This is a genomic window from Thermocladium modestius (assembly GCF_055398215.1).
Genome location: NZ_AP043731.1, coordinates 1,021,106 through 1,041,649, shown reverse-complemented (window position 1 = coordinate 1,041,649; position 20,544 = coordinate 1,021,106). Strand labels below are relative to the sequence as shown.

The 20,544-nt window shown below is 57.2% G+C and carries 20 protein-coding genes, 1 tRNA gene and 2 pseudogenes; 17 read left to right on the top strand and 6 right to left on the bottom strand.

Features of this window, described 5'->3' with window-relative positions; genetic code table 11:
- Window positions 1–85: 85 nt before the first annotated feature.
- The 9 genes from ACZ5ZS_RS05315 to ACZ5ZS_RS05275 all read left to right on the top strand — a co-directional run bounded on the left by ACZ5ZS_RS05315 (window position 86) and on the right by ACZ5ZS_RS05275 (window position 7,472).
- Window positions 86–553, top strand: a complete 468-nt coding sequence (locus tag ACZ5ZS_RS05315) for a hypothetical protein (RefSeq protein WP_188596605.1) — start codon at window positions 86–88, stop codon at window positions 551–553.
- A 2-nt stretch (window positions 554–555) separates the two neighbouring features.
- On the top strand, window positions 556–1,230 hold the full coding sequence (locus tag ACZ5ZS_RS05310) for a tRNA(Phe) 7-((3-amino-3-carboxypropyl)-4-demethylwyosine(37)-N(4))-methyltransferase (protein ID WP_188596604.1): 675 nt from the start codon (window positions 556–558) through the stop codon (window positions 1,228–1,230).
- Between the two features lie 63 nt (window positions 1,231–1,293).
- Entirely contained in the window at window positions 1,294–1,644 is a 351-nt protein-coding gene (locus ACZ5ZS_RS05305) for a hypothetical protein (protein ID WP_188596603.1), read from the top strand.
- A 51-nt stretch (window positions 1,645–1,695) separates the two neighbouring features.
- The gene (locus ACZ5ZS_RS05300) at window positions 1,696–1,845 is read left to right on the top strand and encodes a 30S ribosomal protein S30e (protein WP_075060526.1); all 150 of its coding nucleotides are present in this window, start codon (window positions 1,696–1,698) and stop codon (window positions 1,843–1,845) included.
- A gap of 121 nt (window positions 1,846–1,966) precedes the next feature.
- Window positions 1,967–2,488 carry a DNA replication complex GINS family protein gene (locus ACZ5ZS_RS05295; RefSeq protein ID WP_188596602.1) on the top strand — a complete coding sequence of 174 codons (522 nt, stop codon included), beginning with the start codon at window positions 1,967–1,969 and terminating at the stop codon, window positions 2,486–2,488.
- On the top strand, window positions 2,488–4,548 hold the full coding sequence (gene mcm / locus ACZ5ZS_RS05290; RefSeq protein ID WP_188596923.1) for a minichromosome maintenance protein MCM: 2,061 nt from the start codon (window positions 2,488–2,490) through the stop codon (window positions 4,546–4,548). Before ACZ5ZS_RS05295 ends, mcm begins: the two co-directional genes overlap by 1 nt.
- A gap of 197 nt (window positions 4,549–4,745) precedes the next feature.
- A complete protein-coding gene (locus ACZ5ZS_RS05285; protein WP_188596601.1) occupies window positions 4,746–6,146 on the top strand; it encodes an acetate--CoA ligase family protein in 1,401 nt (466 codons plus the stop codon).
- Window positions 6,139–6,846, top strand: coding sequence for an acetate--CoA ligase family protein (locus ACZ5ZS_RS05280; RefSeq protein ID WP_229657710.1), 708 nt, complete (start codon window positions 6,139–6,141; stop codon window positions 6,844–6,846). Before ACZ5ZS_RS05285 ends, ACZ5ZS_RS05280 begins: the two co-directional genes overlap by 8 nt.
- A complete protein-coding gene (locus ACZ5ZS_RS05275; RefSeq protein ID WP_188596599.1) occupies window positions 6,843–7,472 on the top strand; it encodes an HAD family hydrolase in 630 nt (209 codons plus the stop codon). Before ACZ5ZS_RS05280 ends, ACZ5ZS_RS05275 begins: the two co-directional genes overlap by 4 nt.
- Here the strand turns inward: ACZ5ZS_RS05275 and ACZ5ZS_RS05270 are convergent, their stop codons facing one another.
- The gene (locus ACZ5ZS_RS05270; RefSeq protein ID WP_188596598.1) at window positions 7,473–9,215 is read right to left on the bottom strand and encodes a glycoside hydrolase family 15 protein; all 1,743 of its coding nucleotides are present in this window, start codon (window positions 9,213–9,215) and stop codon (window positions 7,473–7,475) included.
- A 250-nt stretch (window positions 9,216–9,465) separates the two neighbouring features.
- Window positions 9,466–9,573: transfer RNA gene (locus tag ACZ5ZS_RS05265), tRNA-Lys, on the bottom strand.
- Window positions 9,574–9,676: 103 nt separating this feature from the next.
- Between ACZ5ZS_RS05265 and ACZ5ZS_RS05260 the strand changes: the two genes are divergently transcribed.
- Together ACZ5ZS_RS05260 and ACZ5ZS_RS05255 are read left to right on the top strand one after the other, a co-directional pair.
- The gene (locus tag ACZ5ZS_RS05260) at window positions 9,677–10,360 is read left to right on the top strand and encodes a diacylglycerol/polyprenol kinase family protein (RefSeq protein WP_188596597.1); all 684 of its coding nucleotides are present in this window, start codon (window positions 9,677–9,679) and stop codon (window positions 10,358–10,360) included.
- 364 nt (window positions 10,361–10,724) lie between these two features.
- Window positions 10,725–11,081, top strand: a complete 357-nt coding sequence (locus tag ACZ5ZS_RS05255) for a hypothetical protein (protein WP_188596596.1) — start codon at window positions 10,725–10,727, stop codon at window positions 11,079–11,081.
- A 117-nt stretch (window positions 11,082–11,198) separates the two neighbouring features.
- Here the strand turns inward: ACZ5ZS_RS05255 and ACZ5ZS_RS05250 are convergent.
- Window positions 11,199–12,470: pseudogene (locus tag ACZ5ZS_RS05250) on the bottom strand (Glu/Leu/Phe/Val family dehydrogenase).
- A 348-nt stretch (window positions 12,471–12,818) separates the two neighbouring features.
- Between ACZ5ZS_RS05250 and ACZ5ZS_RS05245 the strand changes: the two are divergent.
- The gene (locus ACZ5ZS_RS05245; RefSeq protein ID WP_188596595.1) at window positions 12,819–14,084 is read left to right on the top strand and encodes a hypothetical protein; all 1,266 of its coding nucleotides are present in this window, start codon (window positions 12,819–12,821) and stop codon (window positions 14,082–14,084) included.
- A gap of 71 nt (window positions 14,085–14,155) precedes the next feature.
- Complete coding sequence (locus ACZ5ZS_RS05240) at window positions 14,156–15,745, top strand: hypothetical protein (protein ID WP_188596594.1); 1,590 nt, start codon at window positions 14,156–14,158, stop codon at window positions 15,743–15,745.
- 15 nt (window positions 15,746–15,760) lie between these two features.
- Here ACZ5ZS_RS05240 and ACZ5ZS_RS05235 read toward each other — a convergent pair whose 3' ends face one another.
- Together ACZ5ZS_RS05235 and ACZ5ZS_RS05230 are read right to left on the bottom strand one after the other, a co-directional pair.
- On the bottom strand, window positions 15,761–16,261 hold the full coding sequence (locus ACZ5ZS_RS05235; protein ID WP_188596593.1) for a cob(I)yrinic acid a,c-diamide adenosyltransferase: 501 nt from the start codon (window positions 16,259–16,261) through the stop codon (window positions 15,761–15,763).
- 35 nt (window positions 16,262–16,296) lie between these two features.
- Entirely contained in the window at window positions 16,297–16,803 is a 507-nt protein-coding gene (locus ACZ5ZS_RS05230) for a hypothetical protein (protein ID WP_075060307.1), read from the bottom strand.
- Between the two features lie 134 nt (window positions 16,804–16,937).
- Here ACZ5ZS_RS05230 and ACZ5ZS_RS05225 point away from each other — a divergent pair.
- The 4 genes and pseudogenes from ACZ5ZS_RS05225 (at window position 16,938) to secY (ending at window position 20,122) form a co-directional block, all read left to right on the top strand.
- Window positions 16,938–17,556: pseudogene (locus tag ACZ5ZS_RS05225) on the top strand (30S ribosomal protein S5).
- A gap of 10 nt (window positions 17,557–17,566) precedes the next feature.
- Window positions 17,567–18,073 carry a 50S ribosomal protein L30 gene (locus ACZ5ZS_RS05220; protein ID WP_229657709.1) on the top strand — a complete coding sequence of 169 codons (507 nt, stop codon included), beginning with the start codon at window positions 17,567–17,569 and terminating at the stop codon, window positions 18,071–18,073.
- A 62-nt stretch (window positions 18,074–18,135) separates the two neighbouring features.
- The gene (locus ACZ5ZS_RS05215; RefSeq protein WP_188596591.1) at window positions 18,136–18,603 is read left to right on the top strand and encodes an uL15 family ribosomal protein; all 468 of its coding nucleotides are present in this window, start codon (window positions 18,136–18,138) and stop codon (window positions 18,601–18,603) included.
- A gap of 73 nt (window positions 18,604–18,676) precedes the next feature.
- Window positions 18,677–20,122, top strand: coding sequence for a preprotein translocase subunit SecY (gene secY / locus ACZ5ZS_RS05210; protein WP_188596590.1), 1,446 nt, complete (start codon window positions 18,677–18,679; stop codon window positions 20,120–20,122).
- Here secY and ACZ5ZS_RS05205 read toward each other — a convergent pair.
- Window positions 20,075–20,494: a hypothetical protein gene (locus tag ACZ5ZS_RS05205; RefSeq protein WP_188596589.1), complete on the bottom strand. Its 420-nt coding sequence runs from the start codon at window positions 20,492–20,494 to the stop codon at window positions 20,075–20,077. The two genes, secY and ACZ5ZS_RS05205, sit on opposite strands and share 48 nt — an antisense overlap.
- Window positions 20,495–20,544 lie beyond the last annotated feature (50 nt).

Sequence of the window (20,544 nt, the reverse complement as noted above, 5' to 3'; positions counted from 1 at the left end):
CCATAGAACCGCCCAATTTAAGCTAAGCGTTGCTGTACTTTCCCTCCCGGTTAAGTTTTTAACGAGCGGTGGCGTTGGGTTAAGCATGGGCATCATCAACGTTAATAAGAAGGCCGGCGCAATGCTGGATGAATTGATGAAGGATCTCTCCAGGAATGATTTGGCGCTGTTGGAGAGGCTCCCGCATGTAAGGGAGACCGAGAGGTATAGGGACGTCATAATTAATACGCTGAGGGAGTTCCACATATCCCTGGTCCTGGTGAGGCTGGTCTTCGATGATGGAAAGATAAAGGGCTATTCCTTCTTAATAAGGGGAGATGGCGAGGTGGGGTCGCTGCCCAGCAGCGGCGTGGTGGAGGGCTTCATAGTGGAGCACGGCGGCGGTCGGTCCACCAAGTTCCTCTATGAGCCGGAGGAGTTCAATGGAGGAGCGGATCTGGAGGGGAGGGTGAAGATGTTCGCCGACATGTATAGGAAGGCCGAGGAGAGGTTGACGGAGCTGCGGTTCAAGAAGGTCTACAGGGAGAGGGAGGCGTTTTACCTGCCTGAATAACCATGGATCCATTCAAGCAAAAGAAGATAGCATTCATGGAGAGGCTGGAGAGGGAGGCCGGGCTAGGCCGCGTTGACTTCGACATAATGGACGTGCTGCGCGGCATAAATTCGCTGCCAGATTACTTCACCACCAGCAGCTGCAGCGGTAGGATAATGATAGCCAGTGCGGAGAGGCTGGGCTTCTCCAAGTCCGTTAGATCGATGGGCTCCTTCGAGTTGGTATCCAAGTGGCATAGGCCAGTCACCATGGGGGAGGTGAGGGAGGCCATGGAGCGGTTAAGCGATGCGTGGCTAATGGTGAGGAGCGCCATACTGCACGTGGTGGCCAGGAGGCTGGATGAGGCAGAGGAGTTATTGAGGCTGGCCAGGTCCTCCGGCTTCAAGCACAGCGGGATATCCTCAATTAAGGAGTGGGGGTACTTGGTGGAATTGTTGGGGGAGGATAGAATGGATGTCCCACTCAAGGTGCGCGGTAAGTTGATTTACGATGATCTGGACCCGTTGGTGGATGCCGCCAACGAGACCCTCATGTTCGCCAAGCTCAGGCTGGCGGACCTAGTTAGATCCATCGAGAATGCATTAATGAGCGGTGGGTACCCCGAGTCGCGGTTAATCAAGGTCCCGTACAGGCAGTTTAAGAACGAAATGGGAGCCAGGCCAGCCGGTCTCCCCTGATATCCGAGGCCTAAGCGCGCCTAGGGGGATAATTAATAAAGCGGTCACGCTTTTGGCCAGTTCATGAATAGGATAACGGCTTCCTTGATGCTTTTGGCCGGTCTCTTGATGATAATCGACGGCGTGTTTCTAATCGATGTATCGATGTCCCCCTCCTCATTACTGCCTCCCCAAGTCTCAACCCTTGTTCCAGCCTCCATCTACATGTACTCAGGAGCGGCGGAGGCCGTGGTGGGCGTCTTGTGTGAGGCCATCTTCTTCCTGGCCGTGCTGACCAAGGTGAATAGGAGGACCATAGGCATAATAGCCCTCCTGCTCTCCCTAGCATCGCTGGTGGGAAGCGGGGGTTTCTTCCTTGGCTTCGCGTTTGCATTGGTCTTCTCCATATCCCTAATAAGGGAGAGGAGGTCCTAGCTCCGGCGCTGTTGGAACAAAGTTTATTAAATCGGTGTGGGCCGGGGTATCATGGGTTCGCACGGTTCGTTAACTAAGGCTGGAAAGGTAAGGAGCCAAACCCCTAAGGTCCCCGCTAGGCCGCACAAGAATTTAACGCCGAGGCGCAGGAATTCCCGGAATTATACAAGGAGAATACTGAACGCCGAGAAGAGACAGTGATGTTGCCCGCAATCCGCGCTTCCCTAATTTCCTCAAATCACTAACACCTCAGCTCCGAGCGCTTTACCCGACCTCAAGCCGCTGATTAGGGTTAAATAGTCTCCCCGGAATTCTATAGTGGATGTCGTTTAAGTCCGTCATTGAGGTGATGGAGTACCCCCAAAGCGTCAGGCTGGTCGCCTCTAGGGACGTACCTGAGATAAGGGTGGGGGGGTACGGGGTTGGCCCGCTTAAGGCGGGCGATCCGATCCAGGCTCCCCCCTCCATGGCCCTACTGCTCATTAGCAAGGGCATGGCGCAGTTGATTCAGCAGGACTTCATCTCGCTTGATGATCTTCGCAAGATTCATTGGAGGGAGAACAAGTCCTTGAATGAGCTGCAGGAGCTCGATAGGGGGTTCTACGTTAGGGCTAGGCTGAGCATGTCGCAGTTGGGGGAGCAGGAGGCGAGGCAGTACGAGCAGATACTGAGGGAGTTGGCACAGGCCAGGCTTAGGAAGCTCCTCAACGCGGTGGCCGTGTCGCCCTCCCTGGTGGACACGAGGGAGTTTCTAGACAAGTTGCCGGTGGAGGAGGAGGCGCTTGTGAGGGAGGTGAGTAAGGCGGCTGGGAACTGGCTCGACGCGGTGGGTGGGAGACCGTGATGGAGGAGAAGGAGGCCGTTAATTTCGATGAGTTGATAGAGAAGTTCAAGTCGCTGCTGGAGTCGGATGAGAAGTACCTGAACGAGTTGAGCACCATGATAATAAACAGGGAGAGGTCGCTGGTGATAGACTTCAATGACTTGGTGTTGAACGGCAAGGAATTGGCTGACTTGCTGATGGACTCGCCCAACCTAGCCATAGATGCGGCATCCAATGCAGTGAAGCGAATGGTGACGGAGCGGGATCCAGAGTACGCCCGCCAAGTGGGGAAGTTCCACGCCAGGTTCAAGATGCCTCAGACCGACAAGTTGAGCTTGAGGAAGCTGCGCAGCGATCAGATAGGGAGGTTCATAGCCATAGAGGGCATAATACTGAGACAAACTCCCCCCAAGCACTTCCTAGTCAAGGCAATATACAGGTGCACGCAGTGCGGCTACGAGGTGGAGGTGCCCCAGACCCTCAGTTCCTTCGTCCAGCCCCCCAGGAAGTGCCCCAGGTGCGGCGCTGTTAACTCGCTGGAGCTGACCTCTGAGCGGAGCGAGTTCATTGATTGGCAGAAGGTGATAATACAGGAAAGGCTGGAGGAATTGCCGTCCGGCCAATTGCCGCGCAACATGGAGGCCATCCTAATGGATGACTTGGTGGACAGGGTGAAGCCGGGGGATAGGGTGACTGTAACGGGCATACTGGAGCTGGACATGGCTGAGCTCAGGAAGCTGAGGCCCCCCATACTTTCCAGTTACATAAACGTGAACTACATAGAGAGCATGCAGAAGGACTTCGCAGAGGTCGAGATAACCAGCGAGGACGAGGACAGGATAAGGGAGTTGGCCGCCATGCCCGACGTGAGGGATCGCATAATCCGCTCCATAGCCCCCTCAATCTACGGCATGACGGACGTCAAGGAAGCCATAGCCTGCCTACTCTTCGGCGGAGTCCCTAAGGAGTACCCAGACGGGATTAGGGTGAGGGGGGACATTCATCTCCTCCTGATAGGGGACCCCGGCGCTGGGAAGAGCCAATTGCTGAAGTTCGTGAGCAAGATAGCGCCGAGGGCGGTGTACACCAACGGCAAGGGATCCACGGCCGCCGGCTTGACGGCCGCCGTCGTTAGGGACAAGACGACGAGCGAGTTCTACCTGGAGGCCGGCGCGTTGGTTCTCGGGGACATGGGGGTAGCCATAGTGGACGAGATAGATAAGATGGATGCGAAGGACCGCGTGGCCATGCATGAGGCAATGGAGCAGCAGACCGTGTCCATAGCCAAGGCCGGCATAGTGGCCACGCTCAACGCCCGCTCCTCGGTGCTGGCCGCCGCCAACCCCACCTTCGGCCGTTACCTGCCAAATAGAACTGTAGCTGAGAACGTGGATCTCCCAGTGACTCTGCTGTCTAGGTTCGACTTGATCTTCATAGTGAGGGACGAGCCCAACGCGGAGAAGGACAGGAACATAGCGACTCACATAGTGAAGCTGCACGCCAATGATGTTCTGGACGCCTACAGCAGGGACATAATAAAGCCTGACCTGCTTAGGAAGTACATAGCGTACGCCAGGAAGCACGTGAAGCCGATACTAACAAAGGAGGCGCAGGACATGGTGACTCAGTTCTATATACAGATGAGGGGTAAGTCCCAGGAACCGAGCTCGCCAGTCGCAATAACCGCCAGGCAATTGGAGGCCCTCATCAGGCTCGCCGAGGCCGAGGCCAAGATGAGGCTCAGCAGCGCCGTGGACAAGGAGGACGCGGATAGAGCGATATCTCTCTTCCTCAAGTTCCTCCAGAGCGTCGGGATAGACGTGGAGACCGGCAAGGTCGATATAGACGTGATAATGACTGGGAAGCCCCGGAGCTCCCAGGAGAGGATAGCGGTGGTGCTGGAAACCATAGGTAGGCTGGAGGAGTTGAATAATGGCAAGCCCGTCAAGCTAGATGATGTGCTCAGGGAGGTGGAGGAGAGGGGAATGGATAGATCCACCGCGGACAAGTTGATAAACCTCCTCATGAAGCAGGGCGAGCTGTACGCGCCCAAGCCGGGGTACGTGAAGAAGGTGCATTAAACCCTAACAAGTCCCCGACGGATTTGATATTGTTGTCGCGGTGGTCCGCTGCGCAGACCAAGTGCGCCGCTTAAATGGAGGATCCCGCCAGGTCCCGCCCTCCCGAGCCCTCGGCGGGGGCTCAAGCTGGTTGGAGCAGAGAGAGGGGGTTAGTCATGTGGATTTAAAACTTAAAAGAATAGCGCGACGCGCGGATTATGTCGTCAAGCGAGGGCAGCGGCGTTGAGGCATTGATTCATCCCTCCTCGGTGGCGGTGGTGGGGGCGACGCCTAGGAGGGATAGCATAGGCAACGTAATAACGCTTAACCTCACCTCTAAGTTCCGGGGGACGGTTTACCTGGTGAATCCAAGGTACTCCGAGATAAATGGGGTTAGGGCCTATCCATCTATTAAGGATATAGGGCAACCCATAGATCTAGCCGTGATAGCCGTGCCCGCGCCGTTGGTGCCGTCGGTCATGAGGGAGGCGGCGGAGGCGGGCGTGAGGGCGGCGATAATAATAAGCGGCGGATTCAGCGAGGTGGGGGAGTCGGGAGCCAAGCTGGAGGAGGAGGTGAGACTGGCCAAGGGTCGGGTCAGGGTATTGGGGCCCAACTGCATAGGCGTTTACAATGCATCGACGGGGCTGGACACGTTCTTCCTGCCCGAGGACAGAATGGGGAGGCCGAGGCCCGGCCCCATAGCCCTAATAAGCCAGTCCGGGGCGGTGGCTGGGGCGATACTGGATTGGGCGGCCAGGCGGGGATTGGGTATTGGGGTTGCCGTTAATTACGGCAATAAACTCGACGTGACCGAGGTGGATTTAATGAAGCACCTGGCCTCCGATCCCTCCATAAAGGTGATAACGATGTACATGGAGGGGTTCAAGTACCCCGGGGAGGGTAGGAGGTTCATGGAGGCCGCCAAGGAGGTCTCCGCGAGAAAGCCAGTGGTGGTGTACAAAGCAGGTAGGTCGCGGTCATCACGGAGAGCCGTGGCCAGCCACACTGCAGCGCTGGCCGGCAATTACGAGGTGTACAGCGCGGCGTTCAGGCAGGCGGGGCTGATAGAGGCATCCAGCGTCAGGGAGGTCTTCGACATGGCGAAGGCATTGGCGACCCAACCGCTGCCGCGGGGGAGGCGCGTGCTGGTGCTGACGGACAGTGGGGGGATGGGGGTTCAAGCGACAGATGCGTTGGAGTCCCTTGGATTATCGGTGCCGGAGCTCCCGGAGGCGCAGAGGGAGAGGCTGCGGAAGATGCTTCCCCCGCTGGCGGCGGTGGGTAACCCCATCGACTTGACGGGTAGCGCGACGGATGAGATGTATAGGTCCGTCATCGATGAGGTGATTCCAACGGATTCCGTGGACATGGCGATGATAATAGCGCTGATGCAGTTGCCTAGCCTCACGGTTAACCTGGCCAATTACATAATAGACGCGAGGCGGTATGGGAAGCCCATGGTGGTGGTGTCGTTCGGCGGGAACGAGTTCATGGCTAAGTTCAACGATGCGTTGGACGAGGGGGGAGTGCCTGTTTACGCAACCCCGGATAGAGCGGCCAAGGCCCTGTGGGCGCTGGCGGAGCACGCCGGGAGGGTGGGTGAGCGCCGTGAGTGACGTCTCAGCAATAATAGGCAGGGCCTGCGGGGAGGGCAGGTCGAAGCTGTTGGAGCACGAGGCCCTGGACCTACTGGAGGCGGGCGGAATACCAAATCCACCGCATGCGTTGGCGACGACGGAGGAGGAGGCCGTCAGGGCAGCGGAGAGGGTGGGTTACCCGGTGGTTCTCAAGGTTGTCTCCCCCGACATAGTTCACAAAAGCGATGTGGGCGGCGTAATTCTAGGCCTGAAGAGCCCCGAGGCCGTCGAGAAGGGGTTCCGGGAACTCATGGGCAGCGTCAAGGCCAGGGCGCCGTATGCGAGGGTGGTGGGGGCATTGGTTCAATGGATGGTCCCCCAAGGCCTTGAAACCATAATAGGCGCCACGAGGGATGAAATGTTCGGCGGAGTCGTGGCGTTCGGCTTGGGCGGCGTGTTCACGGAGGTCCTCCGAGACGTCTCCCTAAGGGTGGCGCCGCTCGAGGAGGGGGATGCGAGGGCCATGATAGGGGAGACCCGGGCCTCAACGCTGCTCAACGGCTTCCGCGGAATGAGTAAGAGGGACGTGAATGCATTGGTTTCGATTCTGATCAAGTTCTCCAAGCTGATAGCGAGCGAGGAGGAGATAGCGGAGGCGGACCTCAACCCAGTGATAGTGCTTGAGGAGGGGAGGGGGGCCTACGCCGCCGATGCCAGGTTCATATTGAAGTGTCGATGATGCTAAGGCTAGCCGTGCTGGACCTGGATGGAACCCTAACCAACACTGCCGTGCTTCACTTAAGGGCATGGAGGAGCGCGCTGGCAGACCTGGGCCTTCCCGAGGAGGGCGTCAGCGTTGAGAGACTGCTGGGGAGGCGGGCCATAGATATAGCCACCGCCCTGGTTGGATCGGGGCCGCTGGCTTGGAGGCTGGTGAGGCTGAAGACAATGTATTACATGGAGGAGCTAAGCATGGGGTTAAGGCCCTTCCCATGCGCGGAGGCGCTGTTGGCCGAGTCGCGCGGCATGGGGATGCGGGTGGCCGTGGTCACCTCCTCCAGTAGGTCATCCGCCGCTGCGGTGCTGAGGGCCACTGGATTAATGGAGTTCGTGGACCTGCTGGTCGCCGGCGACGACGTGGATAGGGGAAAGCCCGATCCAGCCCCCATCCTCTTGGCGATGAGGGCCTTGGGGGCGGAGCCATGGGAGGCATATGGACTGGGGGACACCGTGTACGACGTGGCGGCATACAGGGCGGCGGGGCTCAGCTTGATAATGTCCCTAAACCCAATAGAGGGAGCCATCCACGTAAAGGACCTGTGCGAGGCCCTACAAGTCGTGAGGAGGCACTCAGCCTCAGCATAGTTAGTTAGCGATGATGGGCGATCCGTCCAAGGCCTCCCTGGCCAGGAGGTACCCGGCGTGGCTGAATATGTGGGGGTAATTGCCGCGCGGCTCGCAGGAATCCACGTCCAAGTGCTCGCCGAGCAGGCCAACCGTTGATGAGCACCTCTCTATCCTCCCAAGTATCGCCTCCGCCTCAGCCCGCCTCCCCAGCATCGAGTAAACCATGGCCAGCCACTCGCTTGTTAGGAGGAATGGGTGTCGAGCCGAGCCCAGGAAGTCCTTGGAGTACCTAAGCACCAGTCCATTCCTGATCAACTCCCTCTCTATGGCGTTAAGCGTGGCGGCGAACCTCTCGTCGCGTGGATCCACGAAGCCATATAGGGGAAGCACCAGCAGGGCCGAGTCGACCTCGCTTGATCCGAAGTACTTAGTGAACATCCTTGGTTGATTGGCGAGCACGTACTGCCTCACCTCGCCCGCCCTGCCCCTCCACTCATCCCCCTCCTCCCTGAACCCAACGCCGGAGGCCAGCTTGGCGGCCCTATCCAGCGCCACCCACATCATTACCTTGGAGTGCGTGTAGTGCCGAGCCTCCCCTCTCTCCTCCCACATGCCAGCATCGGGCAGCGCGTATGACTTTGAGCACCACTCAGCCGTGGCCTCCACCACCCACCAGTAATTCCGTATATACACGTCATCCCCGGTCAGCGAGTAGTAGGTGTGGAGGGCATCCATGAACCACCCCTCCACGTCCAGTTGAAGCTGCGTGGACGCGGCGTTGCCGACCCTAACCGGCCTGCTCCCCCCGTACCCCGCCAGCCAAGGCAGTTCCTCCTCGTCGCCGGGCGGGGAGCCGTCCACCCCGTAGAAGGGGTGATCGAAGGGCTTGGCCGTGGGCTCCACCACGCTGAGCAGGAAATTCATGGCGCCCCTCCCATCCACCAAGTACCCCTCCTGCATCAACGCCTTGGCGGCCAGGGAGGAGTCCCTCACCCATATGAACCTGTAATCCCAATTACGCGACTCCCCCACTATCTCTGGGAGGGAAGTGGTGGGAGAGGCCGCTATTCCCCCCGTGGATCTGTGGATCATGGAGAGCAGCAAAACTATGGAGGAGGAGCGAAGGCCGGCGCCGCCCTTCACCTCCTTGACCCTCCAGAACTCCAGCACCTTATCGAGCGCCTCGCCCAGCATGGAGTAGACTATGCTCTTCCCCCCGCCCAGAATGCTGTTCCCCACGCTCCTCGCGTAATGCCCGATAAACTTAGCCGGCCCCCTGCACCTCCACGCATTCCCACCGAGGGGGGAGCAGTTACCCTCCAGCACTATGAACTCCATCAATTCCTTGTTCAAGGGATTCACGAACTGCGCGCCATTCTTGGAGTCCAACCTATATGGCTTGACCAAGCCGTACCTCATCGCTGGATCGAAAACGGTCTCGTAGGCCAAGCCGCTGGGCGCCTCCACGATCCTCATTATGGCGGGCATGCCGATGGGCATGAAGTCAAGAACCCTGACCTCCCCCTCCCCAGCCCTCACCCTGGTCTCCAACACGTTGGTGCCGGCCACGTACCTCGTCGACACCACTTCGCCATCAAAGGCAATGCCCCAATGCCCTCCCCTCTCCTCATCCAATAACCTGGCGAAGACTGAGGGGGAGTCAAGGCGAGGAGCGGGGAACCAAACCACGTCCAGATCCGCTATCAATGCGCTGGTCATCATGTTGCTGATCAACGCCGTCCTAGACAATTTTATGGACACTCGCCCCTGATATTAACGTTCCTTTTAAGCGTGATGGGCTCGAGGCATCTCCGGCAACCACGGCGCCCACGCCATCGATGCCCGCGTTCCGGGCCAGCGGAGATGGATTGCTGGTATTGCTTGTTACATCTCAGCGAAGGTCAGTCACCATCACTGGTCAGTCCCTGGGTAGTCATCACTCGGGGAACTCTCGCCCCCGGTTTATAAACGGTGCCCAAAGCCCATCCCTTTGGGAGTGATGAGGATTTGACGGGCCCGGTGGGATTTGAACCCACGGCCTACGGGTGTCTTCCCCATAGGTTAAAAGCCTCGGCCTCCATGCCAGGACCGCCGCTCTACCATGCTGAGCTACGGGCCCTCGATGGGTTCTCCTTACATTGATTTTTAAGGTTTACTGGCTGGGCCCCACCATTAAAGCCGGGGCCCGCAAACGTTTTTAACGCCTTTTCATCAATTCCCAAATGTACCTGGGAACAGCCATCGTCCACGACGCGCCGTACGCGGCCGCCCTGCTTGCCTGGGTATCGTTCGTCACCTTTTACTTGGCCAAGAAGGCGTACTGGGCAGCCGTGAGGAGGGGATACCCAGAGCGATCGGGCACCTACTTCGGACGCAAGGTCATTCACATCCTGGGCGGGGGAGTAGTTGCCTTCCTCCTACCGTTCCTATTCGAGGAACCCGTGCTGCCCCTCGTAATGGCCGTGTTGCTGACGATCGCAGTATACGTGCCGCACGTCACGGGAAAGCTCTACTATTGGTTCCAGGACCCGGAGAACATGTACGAGGTACACTTCACGCTCGCATGGGGAGCCGTCGCCTTCCTGCTCTGGTTCCTCGATCACTCGTATTGGCTGGCCGCCGTCCCACTGCTCTACATGTCGTGGGGCGATGGCGTGACCGGGATAGTCAGGAACCTCAGGTACAGGAGGAGAGTGAAGGGGTGGGAGGGCTCCCTCGCAATGTTGGCCGTGAGCATTCCCATAGGGGCGGCGCTGGGCTACGTGGGAATAACATCAGCCATACTGGCAACACTATCCGAGAAGCAGCCATTCATCGACGACAACATAACCATCCCCCTCACAGCCGTGGCAGTGCTGGTGCTGGGCCACTTCATTGCGCCGAGCTTAATGATGAATCTATACTAATGCCGCATTAAAGGAACGGCGGCCCCCCATTCTAGAGGAAGTTTAAAACATGCAATCAATGCATGAAGCATCGAATTAACTCCATCGCATAGCAATGCATTCAAGCATGGCAATTCTAGGGAAAAGCAATAAACGAAGGCACTCCAACGAATCGAAGATTGGACAAATCCATCATAAACCATCATTTTCATTTTTCATGAGGCGAATTCGCGTGAAGATGCAGAAAGAGGGAAAGAAACGGAAGGAAGGAAGAAAGAAAGGAAGGGGGATGGACAATATTCATGGAGTTATTAATGGATTTGATGGTTGTGTGGGCACAGAAAAGTTTATATTGTGTCTCCGGTTAAATTTAACCGGAGAAAATATGGTTGACGTTTGCCCCCGCTGCGGTGAAGTTGGGTATAGAGAAGTGAAGACAATCCACGGAAGGGATTATGTTTACTACGAGCATTGGGGCGAGAAGCGGAGGTGGTGCTACGTGGGCCCGGTTGGGGGGTACCGGCACGCCCAGGGAGTGGCGGCCTCGGTGTACGGCGTTGATTTATCGCTGACCAACGTGGATGATTTGAATCCATTGAAGATAGCCATAAACGCGCTCCTGATGTTGGAGGCTAGGCTGGATAGGGATGAGGGCAGGGGTGGGCGTTCGTTGTTGGATGGATTTGATGAGCTTGAGATGATGGTGAGGGAGTTGAGGAAGACCCGCGTTGGGCATCGCTAAATGGATTAGTGCGGCATAGCGTTAATTCCATTTGAAGTTCGGGAACGGATAATTCGTTAACCGCCATGTTGGGGAGTGGATAGGAAAAAAGAGGGGAGGCGTGGGTCGTGAATTGAGTTAGATCCATCCTCTCGACAGCATTGCGTCCCTAACCCTCTCCACGGCCGTTATGACGGCCGCATCCCTCATGGTTGCCTTTGCTCCCAGCTCCGAGTGCTTATTGATCACTCTCTTGAAGTTGCCGACCAGTATTGCCTCAAGCCTTCTCCTGGTCTCCTCCTCGTCCCATATGAACCACTGCAGGTTCTCCACCCATTCCAGGTAGCTCATTATTACCCCGCCCGCGTTTGCCAGTATGTCGGGCACTATGATCACGCCCCTACCCGTCAGCGTCTCCTCCGCTCTGGGAGTGGTCGGCCCGTTTGCCCCCTCCACTATCAGCTTCGCCTTCACGTTCGCCGCGTTGCTCTCCGTTATTGTATCCTAGATCGCGCTGGGCATTAGTACGTCAGCATCCACCGTAAGCGCGTCCTGGGGAGCTAGCCTCCGCGCTCCCTCGTACGATACTACCTTGCCTGTCTCATTCTTTGCCTTGATTGCCTTAGCCACGCTTAACCCGTTGGGGTCATATATTGTTCCCGAGGTGTCGGCCACCGCCACCACCTTCGCCCCGAATTTATCGGCCCAGTACGCGGCCCACTGCCCTGTGTTTCCGAAGCCGTGTATTGAGACTCGAACGCCGGTTAAGTCCCCCTTGAACAGTTCCCGCCATGTCTCCCTCGCCATAACGGCGACGCCGAAGCCCGTGGCGTACTCCCTCACTGGGTTTCCCCAGAGCTGGACCGGCTTCGCCGTGAACGTGGCGGGCGCGTTCCTCCCAACCATCTTGCTGTACTCATCAACCATCCAAGCCATTATCTGGGGATTGGTCCCTACGTCCGGCGCGGGGACGTCGATCTCCGGCCCTATCACGTTGGCCAAGGCCCTCGCGTATCCCCTGGATAATTCCTCCAGCGCCTGCCTATTCAGCGACTTGGGGTCTACCCTGACCGCTCCCTTAGCCCCTCCATACGGGATCCCCGCCAGGCTGTTCTTGAGCGTCATCAAGGTGGCCAGCGCCATGTCGTCCTCAAGAGTCACCTCGGGGTGGAACCTTATCCCGCCCTTAAACGGCCCCAGCGCGTTATTATGCTGAACCCTGTAGCCCTCGAAGAACGAGATTGACCCGTTCACCTTGACGGGTATGGATACTACGGTTATTCTCTGGGGCTTCGATAGGTAATCGAATAATTGCTTCTCCAGCCTCCCCATTTCTATCGCCTTCCTGAGTATGAGGATCGTGTCCTGCAGGAACTCGGATTGGAGAGTGGTTGCCATATTATTTCGCATTTAATTAAGTAATATGTACTAATAAATTTTACTCTATATGAATAAAAATACCACTTTTCAATAATTACTTTTTAGTAATAAGGCGCTCAAATCTATTTCCATGAATTGAGCAATCGCCGCTCAACGGCCCGCTAGGCTTGGTCGGTGGTAATCGCGGGAAGCTAGTGGGTCCAGGTCGATTCCGCGGGTCCCCATCTCTGTAGGGTGGTTCTCCGTATTGCTCCCATTCGCGTCATCATTTGCATAGGAAATGGTAACCGCTTGATTCACTGCCGATCCCGGACGAGAAACGGCGGCTTTCCCATTCATGCGGGTCATGCATATATACCGGGCTCGGCGTGAACCCGAGTGGAGTGCCCCTTCCCCGTGCTCCCGGGAAGCGATGCAGAGAGGCGGTTATTATCCATGTTATTGACGGAGTTGGACTACCATGACTTAATGTACGTGCTACAGCCCGTTCACGTCGTGGTTCCGGAGTACGAGGTGGCAAGCGTGGTGGAGGGCTCCAATGAGGTCGAGGCAGGCCCGCTTCCCCCATCTCCCTTCTACGAGGGCAGGACGAGCAACTACGTGGTGGCGGACATGCCGCGCGACCCGCTCGAGTTGAAGGGGACTTACCGAAGCGCGGTCGAGGCGGGCGCCGAGCTGTTGGTGTTGAGGGGACCCGGCTTCGGCTTCATACCGCAGGGGCCCGGTTTATCCCTTCAAAGCAATGACTACCCCCCAATACCCGCCGTCGTGGTGGATGGGGAGGTGAAGGCCGGGTCGCCCATCGAGGTCCACCTGCGGGGCAGGGTGAGGGAGGGGCTAGCCTATAACCTGGTGGTGGATAGGCAGGGCGACAGCGATGAAACGGTGGTGTTCCTCACCCACGTGGATTCGTGGCCGCGGACCGCCGATGCTTGCCCGGCGGTGAACGTAATGACAAGGCTGGTGAGATTCGTGGCGTCCAGGAACCCGCGGAAGAGCTTCAGATTCGTCTTCGCCACGGCCCGGCACTTCGGCGATCCCGCGCTCCCGGGAATGCATTGGGGGGTAGGGCATAGGCATTACTTCTCCAGGTTCGATGACGCCGTCTTGGCGATCGACTTCGAGGCGGCGACCACGCTCAGCATGGTGGCGTCGGAGGAGGCGCACGGGTTGCTGGGCATCGGGCCCGGTTTCTCTCCCTTCGCGGCATCGGTGCATCCTGACATGATGGGCATACCCACTATACATTTGGAGGGGGGGTTGGACATGATGGGTGCGCTGGAGTCCATAGTGGAGTCCGTGGACTCCATGGATCGCGTGGCGGATAGGTTGGCCGAGAGGTACGCCGCCGCCATCTCCCCCTCGCTCTCCAGGTTTGGGGCCGGCAACCTAATCAATAAGATAGATGGAAGCAACCTGGCGAGCGTTAGGCGATTGATGACCAGGTACCTAGTGGTGAACGAGAGGAAGATCGTTCGCCCCCTCTCCATATTGGATTTCCTATCCACGGCGAGGGGAGCGGAGGTGATTGAGGTGGGGTCCGGGTTTAGATTGATGGGGAGGCAAAGCCCCGGCTCGCTGGGCAGGGCATTGATAAATGACCTAACGCAGGAGCTGCGCTACATCTTGATGCGGGGGGAGTGATGGTTTGGCCGGGCGTGCGTTTCACGTGGACTCAAAAAAAGTTTATATGCATGGATCATTTCAATTAATGCATGGGCATGCCGAGGCCAAGCGACGGGGGCGCGCTGTTGATGATGATCCTCCTCATAATTCTATTCATGGTCGCCGCGTTCGTCGTGGAGTACGTGTCCAACCCGCGGTTCTCCAACGCCGTCGAGACGACGATTACCGACGCCTACTACGCATGGCTGAGGATAGACCTGGGCGTTGCGAAGCCGGCGCGGCTGGAGCCGCCCGCTCAACAGCCACTAATGTTCTCAACGGCCTACGTCGTAGGGCCAAGCTCCTTCGCCGCCTCCCTGGCCGCCTCCGCTCCCCGGAGCTCCATAAGGAGCGTGGGGCTGGGCCAAGCTCCCCGCCTCCCCAACGGCTCCGTCTTAATCATTGACTGGGACTACGTCAATCAATCCCTTCAAGTGGGCCCGCGGCGCTTGGCGGATATGCTGGAGGAGCCCATGGAGAGGGGAGACTTCATCATGCTGTACACCGCCGACCCCAGATTGGTTTCCCTCCTGGAGGACGTGATAGCAGTGGCATGGGGGGATGCGCACCGGAGCGATGTGATCGGGTATCCCGTGATGTACATAAATGGCTCGGCTTACGTGGTGGGCTTCGGCGGTGGGAATTTCTTGGTAATAAGCCCAGTCCAGATCCGCGATTACTACACCGACACCATTAATGGATTGCTCGGCGAGTGGGCGGGGCAAGCCAGGGTTAACCCCGGCATCTTAACTCTAAACTTAATCAATGATCCCTCATATACGGATGAGGACCCATGCTCTATAACCCAAGGATATCTCAGCAGCAATAATTGGTTATTCTCCACCGGAGAGCAAGTTTCAGTTTCACCGACTAAGGACGTATATATATTGGACTACTGCGTGTTGGGCGCTGTTTATCATCCTGGCGAGGGCGATACGATAGCCGTGAATTATATTGGATTCAATAATATCGAGATTAATAATAGTAATCCTTATGGCAATGTAGGTGAGTTTCGGCGTTATGACGTGGGGATCAACATGACCACGGCCTTAAGCATTGATAGTAAAAACGGTTATAATTCATATATGACTTGGTCAGGCGCGCCAAGCGCGGCGGAGCCAGGCAACACGGCCTGCTCGTGGTTCAGCTACTCCGACTTGGAACTAGTGATATCGCTCGCCCAGGGAGCATTGGAATATCTATTCGAGGCAGCGACGGCTGCCGATCCATCCCAGCCAATAGCATCGCTAACATCATCCCAAACAATCACGGGGCCTGGATCAGGCGCCACCTCCAACTTGGTTTGGTCCATAGGCGTGGAAAATCCCAACCTATTCTGCTCGCCGGAGTCGACGAGGACCGGCGGCATTTACCCGGTGGGATTCGGCTTGACTGATTTCCAGGGCGCTTGGCAGATAAATCCGAGCATTACGAATACCGCGGCGTCCCCCGTATTCTTCGGCGGCGGGACAATATGCTACCCCATTACTGATGGCTACGTCGAGGAGGCGTTCGGCGGCAGTGCCTACTTCGTGCTTCAATACGATCCAGGCGGGTCGCCTCAGATAGGCTTGATTAGCGCTCAATACCCGACCCCCATATACGCCGTAGACTTCCCATCCCCCGATTGTCCGAGCTGAGCCGGCGTTGTGGCCTCACCACTCCAGCCCCATCAAACCTACGAATCCCTTATCGTAGTAATGCTTTACCTCCTTCATCTCGGTGACCAGGTCCGCCCTCTCCACCAGCTCCTCAGGCGCTCCCCTCCCCGTCACCACTACATTGGTTTCGCTGGGCACCTCCGTTATGGCGCTCAGCAGCTCATCGACGCCGAGGAGGCCGTTCTTTATGGAGTTATTCGCCTCGTCCAGCACCAATAGGAATGGCCTCACCTCAACGCTTCTCTGCACCGCCCTCCGAAGCACGGCGCGTGGGTTCCTCAGCACCAGGGGATCCATGAAGTACTCCTCAACTAAGTCGCCCAGCCTGGCCGCCAATGCCTCCCGCTCGCCCACGGTGTTGGATCTGTAGTAGGGGGTCTTCATTAGGTGGGCGACTATGGATTTAAGCCCGTGCCCGCTCGCCCTGAGCACTAAGCCCAGCGCGGCCGTCGTCTTGCCTTTTCCATTGCCCGTATACACCAGCAGCAAGCCCATGCCACAGCTTCGCCAGGGCCATGAAAAGCTTTTCGTCACTCCTGTAATGCATTGAACACGGCCCTCAGCTTGGCGTACTCGTCCTCCAACCCGTACCTCAGTGACCTAGCCATTAGCTTGGCTATCCTATCCCTCAGCTTCTTGGCGTACTCGTTTCCCCTCAATTGCACGGTGCCTCGCCTCACCTTGGCCAGGAACTCCTCCGCTTCCCTGACCGCCTCCTCCGCCTCCATGGATATGACCAACGCCTCGCCCCTGGTCTCCTCCTTCTTGTTAACGTTTATGTTGAGGAATATGGGAGCGTGGAGCACCTTGGGATCCGGCCTCGCGGGCTCGTATTTTCCTATGAGGAAGCCCGCTATTATGTACCTGACTAGCTCGGAGACACCGTTCAATCCCTCCTTCTCCGCAATCTCTGCCAGCATCTCCTTGACCTGCCTATGAACCCTCACGGATACTATTGATCCATCCCTGTCCGGCGCCGCGAATAGTATGTCGTAGCTCGGCGCGTTGCTTTCCTGCTTGGCTGCTACAGCGCTCATCGGGTCAAGCAGGGCCCATGTTTAAATTACAATATTAGATAAATTAACTCCGTGATATCCAAGTGATATCGTCGCCCCACGGCTTGAGGGAATCTTTATATTTGCTCCTCGGGGCCTCTTTTCGTTGATTTAGGATGGCCTCAGAGGAAGCCAGTCAGCTGGAGGAGTGGCAGCCTAGGACTCAGCTCGGGAGGATGGTAAAGGAGGGAAAAATACGCAGCATAGATGATATATTCAGCATGAATATGCCAATAAAGGAGCCGGAGATAGTCGACGCGCTGCTTCCTGGATTGAAGTACGAGGTGCTCGACATAAAGGTGGTCCAGAGGCAGACGGATGCGGGAGAGGTCAGCCAGTTCCAGGCAGTGGTCGCCGTGGGCAACGAGGACGGCTACGTGGGCATAGGGATAGGCAAGGCCAGGCAGGTGAGCCAGGCCATAGACAAGGCGGTTAGGAACGCAAAGATAAGGATAACCCCGGTGAGGAGGGGCTGCGGCTCGTGGCATTGCTCCTGCGATGAACCCCACAGCGTGCCGTTCCAGGTTAACGGTAAGTCGGGCAGCGTAGAGGTAAGCCTAATCCCCTGCGCCGAAGGGCGTTGGATTGGTTGCGGGCGACACTGCCAAGAAGATACTATCCCTGGCGGGCATCAGGGATATATGGTTGGACGCTAGGGGTAGGACCAGGACCACAATTAATTTCGCCAAGGCTGTGTGGAACGCCTTGAGGGATACCTACGGGTTCAGGATATAGGTGGTGATGAATGGAGCAGAAACAAACAAGCTCTACGGGAATGATTGCCGTGATCAGATTAAAGGGGGAGGTGGACGTCCCCAGCGATGTGGAGCACGCGCTTCAATTGTTGGGGCTCAGGAGCCGCCACTCATGCGTGGTTCTACGGGACTCCCCGTCGCTTAGGGGGACCTTGTCGGTAGTTAAGGATTGGATTGCTTGGGGGGAGATAGACGGCGAGACCCTGCTTCTCCTCCTGAGGGGCAGGGGGAGGCTGAGCGGGGGGAGGCCGTTGACTGATGATGCGGTCAAGGCGAGCGGTTGGAACAGCTTGGAGGAGTTCGTCAATGATTTAATGCAGGGGAAGGCGTCCCTCAAGTGCGGGGGAAGGGGTAGGTGCTTGAAGGGCTTAAAGCCGTTCTTCAGGTTGCACCCGCCCAAGGGTGGATTGAAGGGAATTAAGGCAAGTTACGGCAACGGCGGGGACTTGGGATACAGGGGAAGCGGCATAAACGAGCTGCTGCGGAGGATGATTTGATCTCTCTTTCAATTATTTTTCCATTGAAAAATTTAAAAAGGCACGTCGGGATTGGTGGTGAAATGACCAGGAGATTCACCAAGAAGACCAGGAAGCTCAGGGGTTGGAGGACCCACTCGTGGGGTAGGGTGGGGCAGCACAGGAGGAACAACAGCGGGGGAAGCGAGAGGGTTGGCCTGCTGAAGCACAAGAAGAGCCTTCTAATGGAGCTGGCGGAGAAAAACAATGGATGGCCATTGATAGGCAAGCACGGCTTCGTCCAGCCACCCCCCCTCAGGTCCAGGCTCAAGTCGATAAACGTGGGGAGACTGGGCGAGGTGGTTAGGGAATTGGCCGCGCAGGGAAAGGCCGTCCAGGAGTCGGGCAAGTACGTGGTGGACCTAGCCGCCCTGGGCTACGATAAGCTCCTCGGCGGGGGATCAATCAATGAACCCATAATGGTTAGGGCGGCCGCGGCCTCCGCGTCGGCGATTGAGAAGATACGGAAGGCTGGCGGCGAGGTAGTGATACAGCGCGGCCTGCTTCATTGATGCCCCCAATTCCCTTCCTCATCCTGATCACGTCGCAGTAAATTTAATAATGGGCAGGTCCATGGTTTAAGCGATGAGCGGTAGGTTCATTGACAGGGTGGAGCCGTTGCTGCGGCTTGTGCCCACTGTACCTAAGCCCAAGGTAGCTCTATCCATGTCCAGCCGGCTCCTCTGGACCTTCCTAGCATTGACCGCATACATGGTGCTCTCCATAACCCCGCTTTACGGCGTCAATGTCGCCCAAGCCGCGCCTCTATTCAATCCATTGATAGCCGTCATATTCGCCTCCCAGTCGGGCACCATGGCTGAGCTGGGCATTGGGCCCATAATAATAGCCGGGATAATAATGGAGCTGCTTGCCTTCTCCGACATAATGAATATAGACATGGAGGATCCCAACGATCAGATGAGGTTCAACGCCTTCACCAAGCTGGTGGCCGTGATAATAGCCTTCGGCGAGGGCGCCATAATGATAGCGGCGGGCCAGTTGGGAGTCATAACTCCCAGCCTAGCCTTCATTGTGTGGCTACAGCTGGTCTTCGGTGCCGTGATAGTGATCCTGCTGGACGACATGGTGTCGAAGGGCTGGGGCATTGGGAGCGGCATAAGCCTCTTCATATTGATCAGCATAATAAGGACGGTGTTCTGGGACACCTTCTCCCCCATAATACCGCCGGGCCAAGTCCTCCCCCTCGGCGTCGTTCCAGCCATAGCGGTCGGCTCCTACGTGGCTGCTGTGGATCACACGCTTGCCGCGCTCTCATCAATAATATACAGAATAGGCTACCCCAGCTTGGTGGGGCTGGTGGCTACCCTGGTCCTGGGCGGGCTCGTCCTATACGTTGAGTTAATGGAGGTCTCCATCCCAATGGTGCTGACCCAGTACGGGGGCTATAAGATATCATATCCATTCAAGGTCATGTACGTGTCCGTCCTCCCCATAATATTCACGGCGTACACCGTGGCCTTGATATACAATGGCCTCTACTTCCTGGCAACCACGTACAACGCGCACGCGTCCAACGCGTTGCTGAACGCCATAGCGTGCGTCCACCAGATAAGCCTGAACGGCCAGTTAACCACGGCGCCCTGCACCTCGTCCCTGCTCTACTTCCTGCAATCAACCCCGCTGCAATTGACGCCTCAATTCGTGGTGGTCCACATAGTCCTCTACGCGCTCCTATCGGTTGTTTATGCGTACCTATGGGTTAACCTGGCCGGCATGGGGCCGGAGGACCAGGCGAAGACGATAGCGGAGAGCGGGTGGCACATACCGGGCTTCAGGTCCAGCACTAGGGTAATAGCGAGGTACCTCGAGAGGTACATAAACGCGCTAACGCTGACCAGCGGATTGATAGCGGGCGTCGTGGCGGCGCTGGGCGACGTAATGGGCGTGTTTGGGACCGGGATTGGATTGATACTGTTGGTTGAGATAGTGATTCAGTACTACTCGCTGGCAATGCAGGAGCAGCTATTCGAGATGTACCCCATGCTGAAGAGATTCGCCGGGAAGCTTTGACGACACGACGAACGCCATGCCGTTTATGTACACCTCCCTTATTAATCCCCTCTTCACCAATTCCTCATATCTATCCCTCCAATCCGGTCCAGCCGACTTCAATTCCTCCTCGAACGACGGCTTGGGGACGGGCTCCTCCGGGAGCCTCACGCTGGGCAACGCGCTGCCCTCAGGACTGGGCTCCTGGGCCTGCAATGGCTTGAGCCTCAGGTAATACTCATCCTCGGCCACGTCGTAGAAGACATCCACGTCCCCGCTGCTCGCAATCTCCATGAAGTCCCCCTCATCCAGCCTCCTGTTCAAGGCCCTGGAGAGCTCAAGCCCGCTCGTCCACCTATCCCTGGATATAATTGATAGGACCAATCCATTCATCGATGCCTAACTCGTCGGCTCGCTTTTTAACTGGATTGATTAAAATAGGA